The organism is Geodermatophilus sp. SYSU D00814 (assembly GCF_054050055.1).
In genome coordinates this window covers 37,610-50,925 of the sequence record NZ_JBJGYP010000019.1, presented here as the reverse complement: position 1 = coordinate 50,925, position 13,316 = coordinate 37,610, and the positions used below count along the sequence as shown (strand labels likewise).

Sequence of the window (13,316 nt, the reverse complement as noted above, 5' to 3'; positions counted from 1 at the left end):
GCCCGTGCCGCCGCGGCCGCCGGCTGGTCGGTCGCCCCGACCTACCGCGACGACGGGGCCGCGGCCGCCGCCGTGGTGGCCGACGTCGCGGCCGCGGGGCCGCTGAGCGTCCCGGCCGGGCCGCTGTTTGGATGGGCGGGACCGCCCGGCGCCGACCCGAGGAGCACCGATGTCCCAGCCCACCCGCCCCGAGGTCGAGCCGCCGACCGGCCCGGCGCCCGACGACCTGGCGATCGAGGACATCACCGTCGGCGACGGTCCCGAGGCGAAGGCCGGCGACCTGGTCAGCGCGCACTACGTCGGGGTCACCCACGACGGCGGCGAGCAGTTCGACGCGTCCTGGGACCGCGGCGACCCGCTGGAGTTCCGCCTGGGCGTCGGCATGGTCATCCAGGGCTGGGACGAGGGCATCCAGGGGATGCGGGTCGGCGGCCGGCGGCGGCTGACCATCCCCGCGCACAAGGCCTACGGCGACCGCGGTGCCGGGGGCGTGATCCGGCCGGGCGCGACCCTCGTGTTCGTGGTCGACCTCGTCGGCGTCCGCTGACCCGCGGGCGGCGTCGATGATCAGGTGACCTGATCGTGCGGCGTCCTCCCTCACCGTGGGACGTGCGGGAGGACGCCCGGGGATCAGGTCACCTGATCGTCGCCCACCCGGTGGTTGTGCCAGGCAACGGCGGGGCACCGGAGGCACCGTGAGCGAGCCGGTCCCCACCCGCGACCACGCCCTGGCCCAGGCGGGCACCGAGCAGGCCGGCGGCGAGTCCACCGGCACCGTCGTCGTCGCCGGGCTGGCCAACCTCGGCATCGCGATCGCCAAGCTCGTCGGCGGGCTGATCAGCCACTCCTCGGCGATGCTGTCCGAGGCCGCGCACTCCCTCGCCGACACCATCACCGAGGTGCTGCTGTTCGTCGCGCTCAAGCGTGGCGAGAAGGCGCCCGACGCCCGCCACCCCATCGGCTACGGCCGGGAGACCTACTTCTGGGCGCTGCTGGCCTGCCTGGCGACGTTCACCCTCGGCGCCGGGTTCTCCTTCTACCAGGGCGTCGAGACCATCCTCGAGGGCGAGGAGCAGGGCTCCCCCACGGTGGCCTACGTCGTCCTCGCCGCCTCCTTCGTCCTCGAGGGCGCCTCCTGGCTCAAGGCCGTCCGGCAGGTCCGCGGCGCCGCCGGCCGGTGGGGGACCACGCCCCGGCGCTACCTCGCCGAGACCACCGACACCACCGTCAAGGCCGTCACCTTCGAGGACAGCGCCGCCCTCGTCGGGCTGGTGCTGGCCGCGCTGGGGCTGTTCCTCGAGCAGGTCACCGGCGACCCGGTGTGGGACGGGATCGCCGCCCTGCTCATCGGCGTGCTGCTGCTGGTGGTGGCCGGCGCACTGGCCCGGGCCAACGTCTCCCTGCTCATCGGCCAGTCGATCCCGGCCGCGCTGCAGGACCAGCTGCGGCAGGAGATCGCCGGGCTGCCGCAGGTCGACGGCGTCCCGGTGCTGCTCACTACGGTCATCGGTCCCGGGCAGCTGGCCGTCATGGCCAAGGTCGACTTCGCCGACACCGCGACCGTCGCCGACATCGAGCGCGCCTCCGACGAGGCCGAGCGCCGGCTGGTGGCCCGGCACGAGGGCGTCCGGTTCGTCTTCCTCGACCCGACCCCGGGCGACGGCCGCGCGCGGGCGGAGGTCCACCGCCCGGAATGACGGCCGCGGGCGGGCGGTTGACCGGGCCGTGCGCATCGAGGTCTGGTCCGACGTCGTCTGTCCGTGGTGCTACATCGGCAAGCGCCGGCTGGAGTCCGCGCTCGAGCGGTTCCCGCACCGCGACTCCGTCGAGGTCGTGTGGCGGTCCTTCCAGCTCGACCCGTCGGTGCCCGAGGGCGAGACCCACCCGACGCTGCCCGCGCTGGCCGCCAAGTACGGCCGCCCGGTGGCGGACATGCGGGCGATGATGCGGCACGTCGAGGAGACCGCCGCCGGCGAGGGCCTGGAGTACCACCTGGCCGACGGCGTCAGCGGCAACACGCTGCTCGCCCACGAGCTGCTGCACCTGGCCGCCGAGCGCGGGCTGCAGGGCGAGGTCAAGGAGCGGCTGCTGCACGCCTACTTCGAGGAGTCGCGCCCGGTCTTCGACGTCGACTCGCTGGCCGCGCTGGCCGTCGAGACGGGGCTGGACGAGGCGGAGGTCCGCGCCGCGCTGGCCGACCACCGGTACCGGCCCGCCGTGCTCGAGGACGCCCGCACCGCGCAGGCCCTGGGCGCCACCGGGGTCCCGTTCTTCGTCGTCGACCGCCGCTACGGCGCCGCCGGCGCGCAGCCGGCCGACCTGCTGCTGCAGCTGCTCGAGCGGGCCTGGGCCGACGCCCACCCGCTGGCCACCGTCCCCGCCGCCGAGGGCTGCGAGGGCGACAGCTGCGCCGTCTGAGGTGCCGGACACGACGGAGGCCCCCCCCCCGCGCGGGTGGGGGGCCTCCGCCGTCTCACTTCGTCGCCGGGCCGCCCTGGTCGGTGCCGGAGATGTTCCGGAGCAGCTCATGGCAGCGCCGCGCCCGCGCGGAGTCCTGCTCCATGACCTCGCGGAAGAAGGCGGCGACGTCGTCCAGGCCGGCGTTCTCGGCGTCCCGGACGTACTGGCCGTAGTCGTGCCCGGCCTTGAGCGAGTGGTACTGCACGGAGATGAGGTCGAAGGTGACGTCCTCGAAGCCGGTCTCACCGGTGGCCATCGGGTCCTCCTCGTCGTCGGGGGCTGGACGTCCGGACGGGTTCCCCGCTCCTCCGGCGTGAAACGAGCCGGTCCGTCACGGCGCGTTCGAGAACGCCCCTCCGGTGACGTCCCCGCCGCCGGCGTCGTCGGCCGCGGTCCGCCCGGCCGTCGTCTCCGGGTCGTCGGCGCCGAGCTCGTCCTGCCCGGCCGACACGGGATCGTCGCCGGCGGAGGCGAGGTCGGCCCCCTGGCCGACGGTGCCGGGATCGGCCTGCGTCGTCCGGGGGTCGTTCAGCGGGTCCGGGACGTCGGGGTCGGTGACGGTCATGCGCCGTCCCTGCCCGCCGTGCCCCGGCGGCAACCGCTGGCCGAACCCGTAACACCTGTGTTACACATCCTGAGTGGAGGCGCTCGCGGCACTCGCCGACCCCACCCGGCGGCGGCTCCTCGCGCTGCTGCGGAACGGCGAACTGCCCGCCGGAGAGCTGGCCGGCCGGTTCGCGGTCAGCCGCCCGGCGATCAGCCGGCACCTGCGCGTGCTGCGCGAGGCCGGCCTGGTCCGCAGCCGGGTCGAGGGGCGCCGGCGGCTCTACGCGCTGGACCCGCGCCCGCTGCGGGAGCTCGACGACTGGCTGAACCCCTACCGCGACCTCTGGGCGCAGCGGCTCGACGCCCTCGACACCGAGATCGCCCGCGGCCGCCGGGCCCGGGCCCACCTCCCGACGGACGGAGACCCGCCGTGACCCAGCCCGAGACACCCGCCGACCCCCCGACCGGCCGGAGCGGCGTGGTCACCGAGCTCCCCGACGGCCGCCTGCGGCTGGAGTTCCGCCGCTCCTGGCCCGAGGGGCCCGACGACGTCTGGGCGGCGCTCACCGAGCCCGACCGGCTGGCCCGCTGGTTCGGTCGCTACGACGGCGAGCGCGCACCCGGCGGCCGCGGGACGCTGACGATGACGCACGAGGCCGGGCCGGTCGGCGAGCCGGTGACCGTCGTCGAGTGCGACCCGCCGCGCCGGCTGGTGGTCGAGTGGGTCGACCAGGCCGACTGGCGGGTCGAGCTCGCCCTCGCCGTGGAGAGCGGCCGCACCACCCTGCACTTCGTGCAGGTCTTCGCCGCCGGCACCGACGTCGTCGACTTCGCCCTGGGCTGGCACTGGTACCTCGACAAGCTCGACGCCGAGGCCGGCGGGCGCCCCGCGCCCGGGGGCTGGGACGCCTTCCTCGCCGCGACCGGGCCGGACTACGGGCGCGCCCCGGAGGGCTGACCCCGTCCCGCAGGGCCGATCCTCAGCGGCGCCGGGCGAGCGCGACCATCGCGGCGGCCAGGCCCAGGCCGCCGGCGACGACCGCCGTCTCCAGCGGCTGCGATCCGCCGGGGGTCAGCCGCTGCCGCACCAGCCGCTCCAGCAGGTAGCCGGGCACCAGGCCGGCCCCGAGCAGCCGCAGCACCGGCGCGGCCCGCTCGTCCCCCGCGGCCAGCCGGACGACGGCCCAGCCCTGCAGGCCGAGCATCCACACCGGCGCGCTGAGGGCGGTGCCGGCCCACAGCGACTCCCGGCCCACGGCGGCCGGGTCCCCGGCGGCGAACGGGATCTCGAAGGCGTGCCGCCGGCGCAGCGCGAGGACCTGTCCGGCGAGCCCGGCGGCCAGCTGCAGCCCCGAGACGGCGAGGAGGGCGGGACGGGAGGTCATGGCCCGCGGACGGTACGCGGGCGCCGTCGTCCCGGGAGTGAGGCTCGTCACGTCGAGCCGTCAACGCCGCACTGACCTGCACGGTCCCGGGTCGCGGGGTGCCCGTCACCTAGACGTCCTAGACGTAACATCTCTCACGGTTACAGACAGGTGTCCCCGCTTGTACGCTGACGCGACCCGGACGGCCGGACCCGTTCCGCCGGCCCGGGACGCAGCACACCGGCGCCGGTGTCCTCCCACCCGGCGTGCGCCGCACAGGATGGAGACGCCGTGACTTCCGTGGCCACCCCCGGTCTCGAGAACGCCCCCACCACGCACGCCCGGCTGCTCGCCTGGGTGCAGGAGATGGCGGAGCTGACCACCCCGGACCGGGTCGTGTGGGTCGACGGCAGTGACGAGGAGTGGGAGCGGCTGACCCAGCGGCTGGTCGACGCCGGCACGTTCACCCGGCTGGAGAAGAAGCCCAACTCGTTCTGGTGCGCCTCCGACCCCAGCGACGTCGCCCGCGTCGAGGACCGCACCTTCATCTGCTCGGTCGACGAGGCCGACGCGGGGCCCACCAACAACTGGATGGCCCCCGACGAGATGAAGTCGGTGATGACCGAGCTGTACCGCGGCTCGATGCGCGGCCGGACGATGTACGTCATCCCGTTCTGCATGGGCCCGGTCGAGGCCGAGAACCCGATGTTCGGCGTCGAGCTCACCGACTCGGAGTACGTCGTCGTCTCCATGCGGGTCATGGCCCGCATCGGCAGCCGGATCCTCGAGGCGATGGGCACCGACCGGCCGTTCGTGCCGGCCATGCACTCCCTCGGCGCGCCGCTGGAGCCGGGCCAGGAGGACGTGCCCTGGCCCTGCAGCCAGACGAAGTACATCGTGCACTTCCCCGAGGAGCGGGCCATCTGGTCCTACGGCTCGGGCTACGGCGGCAACGCCCTGCTGGGCAAGAAGTGCTACTCCCTGCGGATCGCCTCGGTCATGGCCCGCGACGAGGGCTGGCTCGCCGAGCACATGCTGATCCTCAAGCTGACCAGCCCGCAGCAGAAGACGTACTACATCGCCGCCGCCTTCCCCAGCGCCTGCGGCAAGACCAACCTGGCGATGCTCGAGCCGACCATCCCCGGCTGGCGGGTCGAGACCCTCGGCGACGACATCGCCTGGATGCGCTTCGGCGAGGACGGCCGGCTCTACGCGCTCAACCCCGAGTACGGCCTGTTCGGCGTCGCGCCCGGCACCGGCTGGGACACCAACCCCAACGCGATGCGCACCATCGACAAGGGCAACTCGGTGTTCACCAACGTCGCGCTCACCGACGACGGCGACGTCTGGTGGGAGGGCATGACCGACGAGCCCCCGGCCCACCTGACCAGCTGGAAGAAGCAGGACTGGACTCCGGAGTCCGACGAGCCCTCGTCGCACCCCAACTCGCGGTTCTGCACCCCGATCACCCAGTGCCCCATCCTCGCGCCCGAGTACGACGACCCTCGGGGCGTGCCGATCTCGGCGATCCTCTTCGGCGGCCGCCGCAAGACCACCATCCCGCTGGTCACCGAGGCCCGGGACTGGAACCACGGCGTCTTCATGGGCGCCACGCTGTCCTCGGAGACGACGGCCGCGGCCACCGGCGCCGTCGGCGTCGTGCGCCGCGACCCCTTCGCCATGCTGCCGTTCATCGGCTACAACGCCGGCGACTACTTCCGGCACTGGGTCGAGACCGGCAAGGCGCACGACGCGATCAAGCTGCCGAGGATCTTCTACGTGAACTGGTTCCGCCGCGACGAGGACGGCGGCTTCCTGTGGCCGGGCTTCGGCGAGAACAGCCGGGTGCTCAAGTGGGTCGTCGAGCGCATCGAGGGCACCGCGGCCGCCGAGGAGACGCCGGTGGGGCACGTCCCGACCCCGGACTCGCTCGACGTCTCCGGCCTGGCGCTGACCGGTGACCAGGTGCGCAAGGCGCTCGCCGTCGACCGCGACGAGTGGCGCGCGGAGATCCCGCAGATCACCGAGTGGTTCGAGAAGTTCGGCGACAAGCTGCCCAGCACGATGTGGGACGAGCTCGCCATCCTCGAGAGCCGCCTCGCCTAGTCCGAGGACTCCCTCCCCGTCCCCGGGCCGGGAGGGTGCACACACGGGCTCCGCACCGGACAGCGTCGTCCGGGGCGGAGCCCGTGTTCGTCCGGACACGGAACGCAAGCCACCGCCTGCCCGCCGTGCCGACGTCGGTTAGCGTGGGGTGAACCCGCGTCCCCCTGACGACAGGTCCCCCTCACTTGCTCACTCCCTACCTTCACGTGCTGCGCACGCCGCACGCACTGCCCATGGTGCTCGCCGCCTTCGTCGGGCGGCTCCCGCTGTCGATGGTGGGCCTGGGGTGCGTGCTGCTGGTGGCCTCGGAGACCGGCTCCTACGGGCTCGGCGGCACGGTGGCGGCCGCCGGCGCGATCACCACCGCGCTCGTCGGCCCGGTGCTCGGGCGGCTGGCCGACACCTTCGGGCAGCGCCGCGTGCTCCTCCCGGTGACCGCGGTCTTCACCGCCGCGGGCGCGGCGTTCCTGGCCGCGGTCAAGGACGACTGGCCGCGCTGGACGCTGTTCGTCACCGCGGGCGTCGCCGGCGCGTGCATCCCGCCGGTCGCCTCGATGATCCGCGTGCGCTGGACGCACCTGCTGCGGGGGACGAAGCGGCTGCCGGCGGCCCTGGCCATGGAGTCGGTGGTCGACGAGCTGGTGTTCATCGTCGGGCCGGTGCTGGTCACCTTCCTGTCCACCACCGGGCACGCGACCTCCGGCGTGGTCACCGCCTTCACGCTGGCCGTCGTCGGGGCGCTGCTGTTCGCCGCGCAGGGCCGCACCGAGCCGCCGCCGCACGGCCACGAGGCGCGCCGCGGGCCCTCGGCCATCCGCACGCCGGGCCTGCGGGTGCTGTTCGTCGTCGGCGCCGCCGTCGGCTCGGTGCTCGGCACGCTGGAGATCGCGCTGGTCGCCTTCGCCGACGAGGTCGACGCCATGGGCCTGTCCGGGGTGCTCATCGCCGGCCTCGCGGTCGGCTCGATGATCAGCGGGATCGGCTGGGGGGCGGTGCACTGGCACCACCCGCTGCGGCACCGGCTGCTGGTCGTCCTCGCGGTGCTCGCCGCGCTCACGGTGCCGCTGACCCTCGTCGACGACATCTGGGTGATGATCCCGTTCGTCGTGGTCGCCGGGGTGGCGGTGTCGCCGTCGCTGATCAGCTCGTTCACCCTCGCCGAGATCATCGTGCCGCGGACCGCCGTCACCGAGGCCTTCACATGGATCGGCACCGCGCTGGGGCTGGGGGTCGCCGTCGGCACGTCGATCGCCGGGAAGATCGTCGACACCGTCGGCGCCAACGCCGCGTTCCTCGTCGCGACCGTGTCGGCCGGCCTGGCCGCGCTGGTGGTCGCCGCGGCCCAGCGGCTGCTGCACGTCCCCGCCGAGAACATCGCCGAGCCGGTCCTCGCCGGTGAGGTGACCGGCTGAGCCGGTGACCCGCCCCCGGCCGGCGGCCGGCGGCGGCCGCGTCCTCGGCGTCGCCCCGGAGCGGCTCGGCCGCTGGCTGGACGGCGTCGCCGCCCGGCACGGGGCCTTCGCCGACGTGACCCGCACCGACGACGGCGCCGTGGCCGTGACCTGCGACGACGGCACGACGCTGACCCTGCGCCCGCCGTTCGCGTGGACGCCCGGGCCGGCGCTGCTGACCTCGCTCACCGCCGCGGCCCGGCAGCCCCGGCGCGCCGCCGTCCTGCTCGTGCGCCGCGGCCGCTGGGCGACCGGCGTCTTCGACGGCGCCGACCTCGTCGTCTCCAAGGTCGACACGCGGCTGGTGCAGGGGCGCAGCGCGGCCGGCGGCTGGAGCCAGCAGCGCTTCGCCCGCCGGCGGGCGAACCAGGCCGACGCGGTCGTGGCGGCCGCCGTCGAGACCGCCGTCCGGGTGGTGCTGCCGCACGCCGCCGGCGTCGAGGCGCTGTTCACCGGCGGCGACCGGGCCATGGTCGACGCCGTGCTCGCCGACCCCCGGCTGGCCGGGCCGGCGGCGCTGCGCCGCGAGCCGGCACTGGAGGTCGGGGAGCCGACGAAGGAGGTCCTGCTGGCCACCCCGGCGCAGTTCCGGGCGGTGCGGGTCCACCTCGTCGAGCCCGGCGACAGGAGCCACCAGCGCTCGTAGACCCGGGCACTTCCGCGGACGTGCACGGACGGGGAGGGGGCGTGACGTGGCGCACGGACCGGCGTAACGTCCAACGACCGTGTCCGCCCCACCGACCGACACGAGCCCTCCCGCGCACCCCGCTTCCGACCCCGTCCTCGCCGCCGAGCGCGCCCACCTGGTCCTCGCCGCCGACTGCCTGACCGGGATGCGCGCCGCCGCGAGCGCCGTCGTCGACGCCGGGGTCGACGCCTGGGCCTCCGAGCGTCTCGGCGCCGCCCGCGCCGAGCGGCTGCGCGCCCTGGCCGCCGACCCGGGCGTGCCGGCGTTCTTCGGCCGCACCGACACCGGCGCACCCGACGGCGCCGGCGAGACGTTCCACATCGGCCGCCGGCACGTCCGCGACGCCGCCGGCCGGCCGGTGGTCATCGACTGGCGCGCGCCGATGAGCCGGCCGTTCTACCGCGCCACCGCCGCCGATCCGCAGGGCCTGGTGCGCCGCCGCCGGTTCGGGTTCTCCGGCGGCGAGCTGACCAGTTACGAGGACGAGCTGCTCGCGGCCGGCCGGGAGGGCGACGGCGCGCTGCTGCGGGCCGAGATCGAGCGCCCGCGCAGCGGTCCCATGCGCGACATCGTGGCCACCATCCAGCCCGAGCAGGACGAGATCGTGCGCGCCCCGCTGGCCGAGTCGGTGTGCGTGCAGGGGGCGCCCGGCACCGGCAAGACCGCCGTCGGCCTGCACCGCGCGGCCTACCTGCTGTACACGCACGGCGGTCAGCTGGCCCGCACCGGCGTCCTCGTCGTCGGCCCGAACCGGGCGTTCCTGCGCTACATCGAGCAGGTGCTGCCCACCCTCGGCGAGGTCGACGTCGACCAGACGACGGTCGCCGAGCTCACCGCGCACGTGCCCGTCCGCGCGCTGGACGCCCCCGGCGTCGCCGTCCTCAAGGGTGACGCCCGCATGGCGCAGGTGCTCGAGCGGGCGCTGTGGGGCGCGATCGCCAAGCCCGCCGACGACGTCCTGGTCCCGCTGGCCGGCCGCCGGTACCGGGTGCCGGTCGAGCGGCTCAAGCGCCACGTCGACGACCTGCGCCGCCGCGGCCGCGTCGCCGACGACCAGCAGCGGTTGCACCACGCCGCCGGGCGCGAGCGGCTGGCGCTGCTGCTGGCCGAGGACGCCCGCCGGCAGAAGGAGGAGTCCGGCGGCAGCCCGACCGACGCCGAGACCCGCCGCGCCGCCCGCAGCGCCGAGGTCCGCGCCTTCTGCGACGCCGTCTGGCCGGCCCGCGACCCCGCCGCGCTGGTCGCCGCGCTGCTCTCCGACCCCGCCGTCCTCGCCCGGGCCGCCCGCGGCGTCCTCGACGACGGCGAGCAGGCGCTGCTGCTGCGCCCGCCGGCCCGCTCGGTCCGCGCCACCGCCTGGACCGCCGCCGACGCCGTCCTCGTCGACGAGGCCGCCGGGCTCGTCGAGCGCACCGCCGGCTACGGGCACGTCGTCGTCGACGAGGCGCAGGACCTCTCGCCGATGCAGTGCCGGGCGATCGCCCGCCGGCTGGCCGCCGGGTCGCTCACCGTGCTCGGCGACCTCGCGCAGGCCACCAGCCCCTGGTCACCGGCCGAGTGGGCGCCGACGCTCGCGGACCTCGGCCGCCCGCAGACCGCCGTCCGGCCGCTGACCCGCGGCTACCGGGTGCCGGGGGAGGTGCTCGACTACGCCAACCGGCTGCTGCCGGCCATCGCCCCGGGCCTGCGCCCGGCCACCGCGGTGCGCCGCGACCCCGGCGCGCTGGAGGTCCGGCCGGTCGCCGACCTCGCCGGTCCGCTGGCCGAGGTGGTGGGCGGGCTGGCCGCGGCACCGGGGTCGGTGGGTGTGGTCTGCGCCGACGCCGCGGTGCCCGAGGTGGCCCGGCTGCTGGCCGACGCCGGGCTGCCCGCCGCGGTGCTCTCCGACGACGGCGCGGCGGCCGACCGCGTCGCCGTCGTCCCGGCGTCGCTGGCCAAGGGCCTGGAGTTCGACGCCGTCGTCGTCACCGACCCGGCCGCGATCGTGGCGGCCGAGCCGCGCGGGCTCAACCGGCTCTACGTGGTGCTCACCCGCGCGGTGAGCACCCTCGTCGTCCTGCACCGCGACGACCTGCCCGTGCCGCTGACCGGCTAGCACCACGCGTCCCGCCCGCCCCCGGGCGGGATCCGCGTCCGGCGCGGGTGGTTGTGGCCGGCGCACATCTCTGTTGCAGTGAGCGGCCGAGGAGGGAGCTCATGGACCGGCTCAGTCCGGTGGGGACGCTGCTGCGTCTGGCGGCCACCGTGGTGGTCGCCGGGGCGCTGGTGGCGGGTCTCCTCATCCCGTGGGTCGGCGGTCCGACGGTGGCCGCGCAGCGGTCCACCGGCCTGCTCGGGGACCTGCCCACCGAGTTCACCGCCGAGACGCCGCCGGGCAACACCGTGCTGCTGGCCGCCAACGGCGAGCCGATCACGTACTTCTACCGGGAGAACCGCCAGCCGGTCGCGCCCGAGCAGATCGCCGAGGTCATGAAGCAGGCGATGGTGGCCATCGAGGACGCCCGCTTCTACGAGCACAACGGGCTCGACGTGCAGGGGACGCTGCGCGCGCTGGCCACCAACATCGCCGCCGGCGGGGTGGCCGAGGGCGGCTCCACGATCACCCAGCAGCTGGTCAAGCAGACGCTGCTGCAGGCCGCCGACACCCCGGAGGAGCGGGCGGCGGCCACCGAGCAGACGGTGGGCCGCAAGCTGCGCGAGGCCCGCCTGGCCCTGGCGATCGAGGACGAGCAGACCAAGGACGAGATCCTCACCCGCTACCTCAACACCGTCTACTTCGGCTCCAACGCCTACGGCGTGCAGCCCGCCGCGCGCGCGTTCTTCGGCGTCGACGCCGCCGCGCTCACCCTTCCGCAGGCCGCGCTGCTGGCGGGCCTGGTGCAGAGCCCCACCGAGGACGACCCGTTCACCGACCCCGAGGCCGCCACCGCCCGCCGCGACGAGGTCCTGTCGCGGATGGCCGAGCAGGGGCGGATCACCCCCGAGGAGGCCGCCGCCGCGCAGGCCGAGCCGCTGGGGCTGGCGCCGGGGCCGGCTCCGCCGCGGGGCTGCGTCGAGGCCAGCGTCGGGCCGTTCGTCTGCGACTTCGTGCAGCGGTACCTGATCCAGGAGCTGGGGATGACCCAGGAGCAGCTCGACGGCGGCGGCTACGTCGTCCAGACGACGCTCGACGTCGAGCTGCAGCGCGCCGGCGACGCCGCGGTGCTGCGCACCCTGCCGCGGGAGGACTCGCTGGCCGGCATGTTCACCGCCGTCGAGCCGGGCACCGGCCACCTGCTGGCGATGAGCGTCAACCGGACCTTCGGCTACGACCGGACCGACCCGACGCAGGAGTCCTTCAACCTCAACGTGGCGGCCAGCCAGGGCTCGGGCTCGACGTACAAGGTCTTCGTGGCCGCCGCCGCCCTGGCCCGCGGCTACTCGTCCTACTACACGCTCAACGCCCCCGACCCCTACGTCTCCCGGGTCTACAGCGGCCCCTGCCAGGGCCGTGACACCGACGGCCGGTACTGCGTGCGCAACGCCGGCCGGTACCGCTCGACGCTGGACCTGGAGACGGCGCTCTACCAGTCCTCCAACACCTACTTCCTCGCGCTCGAGGACGCCCTCGGCAGCGTCGAGGAGCCGGTGCGGATGGCCGAGGCGGCGGGCCTGTTCCAGTTCAGCCCGCCGGAGCTGCCGCAGCAGATCATCGACGAGAACCGCGGCTCGTTCACCTTCGGCGCCGAGGCCACCAGCCCGCTGGCGCTGGCCAGCGCGTACTCCACGTTCGCCGCGAACGGCACCCAGTGCGACGTCGTCCCGGTGACCGCCGTCCTCGACGCCACCGGACAGCCGGCCGTCGGTGCCGACGGCGAGCCGCTGCCGGTGGGGGACCGGTGCACGCCCGAGGCCATCCCGCCGGGCGTGGCCACGACGATGAACCAGATGCTGCGCAAGGACGTCGAGCCCGGGAACCCGGGGCAGACCGGGTCGCGCGCCTACGTCCGCGGGCACCAGATCGCCGGCAAGACCGGCACGTCGCAGGACAACTACTCGGTGGCCTTCGTCGGCTACACGCCCGAGATCACCGCGAGCGTCATGGTGCTCAACCCCAAGCAGAACGAGGACGTCGGCGGGTTCGGCGGCGGCAAGGGCGCCACGATCTGGCACGACGCGATGGAGCCGGTCCTCACCGCCCGGGGGAGCGGGGAGTTCCCGCCGGCCGACGAGACGGTGCAGAACGGCAACACCCGCCCGGTGCCCGGCTGCGGCGGCGTGCGCGCCTGCGAGCGGGCGCTGCGCGAGGCCGGGTTCACCCCGCAGACGCTGCGGGTCGACAGCGACGAGGCGGCCGGCACCTTCCTCGGCACCAGCCCGCCGCGCGGTGCCCGTGCGGTGCCCGGCCAGGTCGTGTCGATCCTGGTGAGCAACGGCAGCGACTACGTCGAGCCGGAGCCCGACCCCGCACCCCTCCCGGCGCCCGAGCCCGAACCGGCCCCCGAGGCGCCGGCGCCCGAGCCGGCCCCGGTGCCGGAGGCGCCCGCACCGGAGCCCGAGGTGCCGACGGTGCCCGTCCCCGAGCCGGGACCCGAGCCGGAGGTGCCCCCCACGGCGCCCGCGGAGCCCGCGCCCGCGGCGCCGCCTCCACCCGCCCCGCCCCAGGTCCCCCCGGAGTGGGGCGGGGCGCCGGCCGCGTGACGGCGGCCGAGCCGCTCGTCG

General features: G+C 75.5%; 13 protein-coding genes. 10 read left to right on the top strand and 3 right to left on the bottom strand.

Going from position 1 to position 13,316, the window contains the following annotated elements; all coding sequences use genetic code 11:
- Positions 1 to 169: 169 nt before the first annotated feature.
- The 3 genes from ACI780_RS15940 (at position 170) to ACI780_RS15930 (ending at position 2,418) form a co-directional block, all read left to right on the top strand.
- Complete coding sequence (locus ACI780_RS15940; RefSeq protein ID WP_457004106.1) at positions 170 to 547, top strand: FKBP-type peptidyl-prolyl cis-trans isomerase; 378 nt, start codon at positions 170 to 172, stop codon at positions 545 to 547.
- Positions 548 to 695: 148 nt separating this feature from the next.
- On the top strand, positions 696 to 1,697 hold the full coding sequence (locus tag ACI780_RS15935) for a cation diffusion facilitator family transporter (protein WP_457004105.1): 1,002 nt from the start codon (positions 696 to 698) through the stop codon (positions 1,695 to 1,697).
- A gap of 28 nt (positions 1,698 to 1,725) precedes the next feature.
- The gene (locus ACI780_RS15930) at positions 1,726 to 2,418 is read left to right on the top strand and encodes a DsbA family oxidoreductase (RefSeq protein WP_457004103.1); all 693 of its coding nucleotides are present in this window, start codon (positions 1,726 to 1,728) and stop codon (positions 2,416 to 2,418) included.
- A 55-nt stretch (positions 2,419 to 2,473) separates the two neighbouring features.
- Here the strand turns inward: ACI780_RS15930 and ACI780_RS15925 are convergent, their stop codons facing one another.
- Together ACI780_RS15925 and ACI780_RS15920 are read right to left on the bottom strand one after the other, a co-directional pair.
- Positions 2,474 to 2,716, bottom strand: coding sequence for an acyl carrier protein (locus ACI780_RS15925; protein ID WP_089402767.1), 243 nt, complete (start codon positions 2,714 to 2,716; stop codon positions 2,474 to 2,476).
- Between the two features lie 75 nt (positions 2,717 to 2,791).
- Positions 2,792 to 3,025, bottom strand: a complete 234-nt coding sequence (locus ACI780_RS15920) for a hypothetical protein (RefSeq protein ID WP_456869916.1) — start codon at positions 3,023 to 3,025, stop codon at positions 2,792 to 2,794.
- Between the two features lie 73 nt (positions 3,026 to 3,098).
- Here ACI780_RS15920 and ACI780_RS15915 point away from each other — a divergent pair, with 73 nt between their 5' ends.
- Both ACI780_RS15915 and ACI780_RS15910 read left to right on the top strand, forming a co-directional pair.
- Positions 3,099 to 3,440: an ArsR/SmtB family transcription factor gene (locus ACI780_RS15915; protein ID WP_457004100.1), complete on the top strand. Its 342-nt coding sequence runs from the start codon at positions 3,099 to 3,101 to the stop codon at positions 3,438 to 3,440.
- Positions 3,437 to 3,964 carry an SRPBCC domain-containing protein gene (locus ACI780_RS15910; protein WP_457004097.1) on the top strand — a complete coding sequence of 176 codons (528 nt, stop codon included), beginning with the start codon at positions 3,437 to 3,439 and terminating at the stop codon, positions 3,962 to 3,964. Before ACI780_RS15915 ends, ACI780_RS15910 begins: the two co-directional genes overlap by 4 nt.
- A gap of 22 nt (positions 3,965 to 3,986) precedes the next feature.
- Here the strand turns inward: ACI780_RS15910 and ACI780_RS15905 are convergent, their stop codons facing one another.
- Positions 3,987 to 4,391, bottom strand: coding sequence for a hypothetical protein (locus ACI780_RS15905; protein ID WP_456869919.1), 405 nt, complete (start codon positions 4,389 to 4,391; stop codon positions 3,987 to 3,989).
- Between the two features lie 270 nt (positions 4,392 to 4,661).
- On the opposite strand from ACI780_RS15905, the gene ACI780_RS15900 reads away from it, so the two are divergent.
- The 5 genes from ACI780_RS15900 to ACI780_RS15880 all read left to right on the top strand — a co-directional run bounded on the left by ACI780_RS15900 (position 4,662) and on the right by ACI780_RS15880 (position 13,295).
- Positions 4,662 to 6,476 carry a phosphoenolpyruvate carboxykinase (GTP) gene (locus ACI780_RS15900; RefSeq protein ID WP_457004095.1) on the top strand — a complete coding sequence of 605 codons (1,815 nt, stop codon included), beginning with the start codon at positions 4,662 to 4,664 and terminating at the stop codon, positions 6,474 to 6,476.
- A 206-nt stretch (positions 6,477 to 6,682) separates the two neighbouring features.
- A complete protein-coding gene (locus tag ACI780_RS15895) occupies positions 6,683 to 7,888 on the top strand; it encodes an MFS transporter (protein ID WP_457004093.1) in 1,206 nt (401 codons plus the stop codon).
- A gap of 4 nt (positions 7,889 to 7,892) precedes the next feature.
- Positions 7,893 to 8,573 carry an acVLRF1 family peptidyl-tRNA hydrolase gene (locus ACI780_RS15890; protein WP_457004091.1) on the top strand — a complete coding sequence of 227 codons (681 nt, stop codon included), beginning with the start codon at positions 7,893 to 7,895 and terminating at the stop codon, positions 8,571 to 8,573.
- Between the two features lie 79 nt (positions 8,574 to 8,652).
- Positions 8,653 to 10,710 carry a HelD family protein gene (locus ACI780_RS15885; RefSeq protein ID WP_457004088.1) on the top strand — a complete coding sequence of 686 codons (2,058 nt, stop codon included), beginning with the start codon at positions 8,653 to 8,655 and terminating at the stop codon, positions 10,708 to 10,710.
- 101 nt (positions 10,711 to 10,811) lie between these two features.
- Positions 10,812 to 13,295: a transglycosylase domain-containing protein gene (locus ACI780_RS15880; RefSeq protein WP_456869924.1), complete on the top strand. Its 2,484-nt coding sequence runs from the start codon at positions 10,812 to 10,814 to the stop codon at positions 13,293 to 13,295.
- Positions 13,296 to 13,316 lie beyond the last annotated feature (21 nt).

Bases quoted from the DNA above. Each gene is read 5' to 3' on its own strand.
- ACI780_RS15940 (WP_457004106.1), top strand. From the start codon at position 170: ATGTCCCAGCCCACCCGCCCCGAGGTCGAGCCGCCGACCGGCCCGGCG.
- ACI780_RS15925 (WP_089402767.1), bottom strand. From the start codon at position 2,716: ATGGCCACCGGTGAGACCGGCTTCGAGGACGTCACCTTCGACCTCATC.
- ACI780_RS15920 (WP_456869916.1), bottom strand. From the start codon at position 3,025: ATGACCGTCACCGACCCCGACGTCCCGGACCCGCTGAACGACCCCCGG.
- ACI780_RS15905 (WP_456869919.1), bottom strand. From the start codon at position 4,391: ATGACCTCCCGTCCCGCCCTCCTCGCCGTCTCGGGGCTGCAGCTGGCC.
- ACI780_RS15880 (WP_456869924.1), top strand. From the start codon at position 10,812: ATGGACCGGCTCAGTCCGGTGGGGACGCTGCTGCGTCTGGCGGCCACC.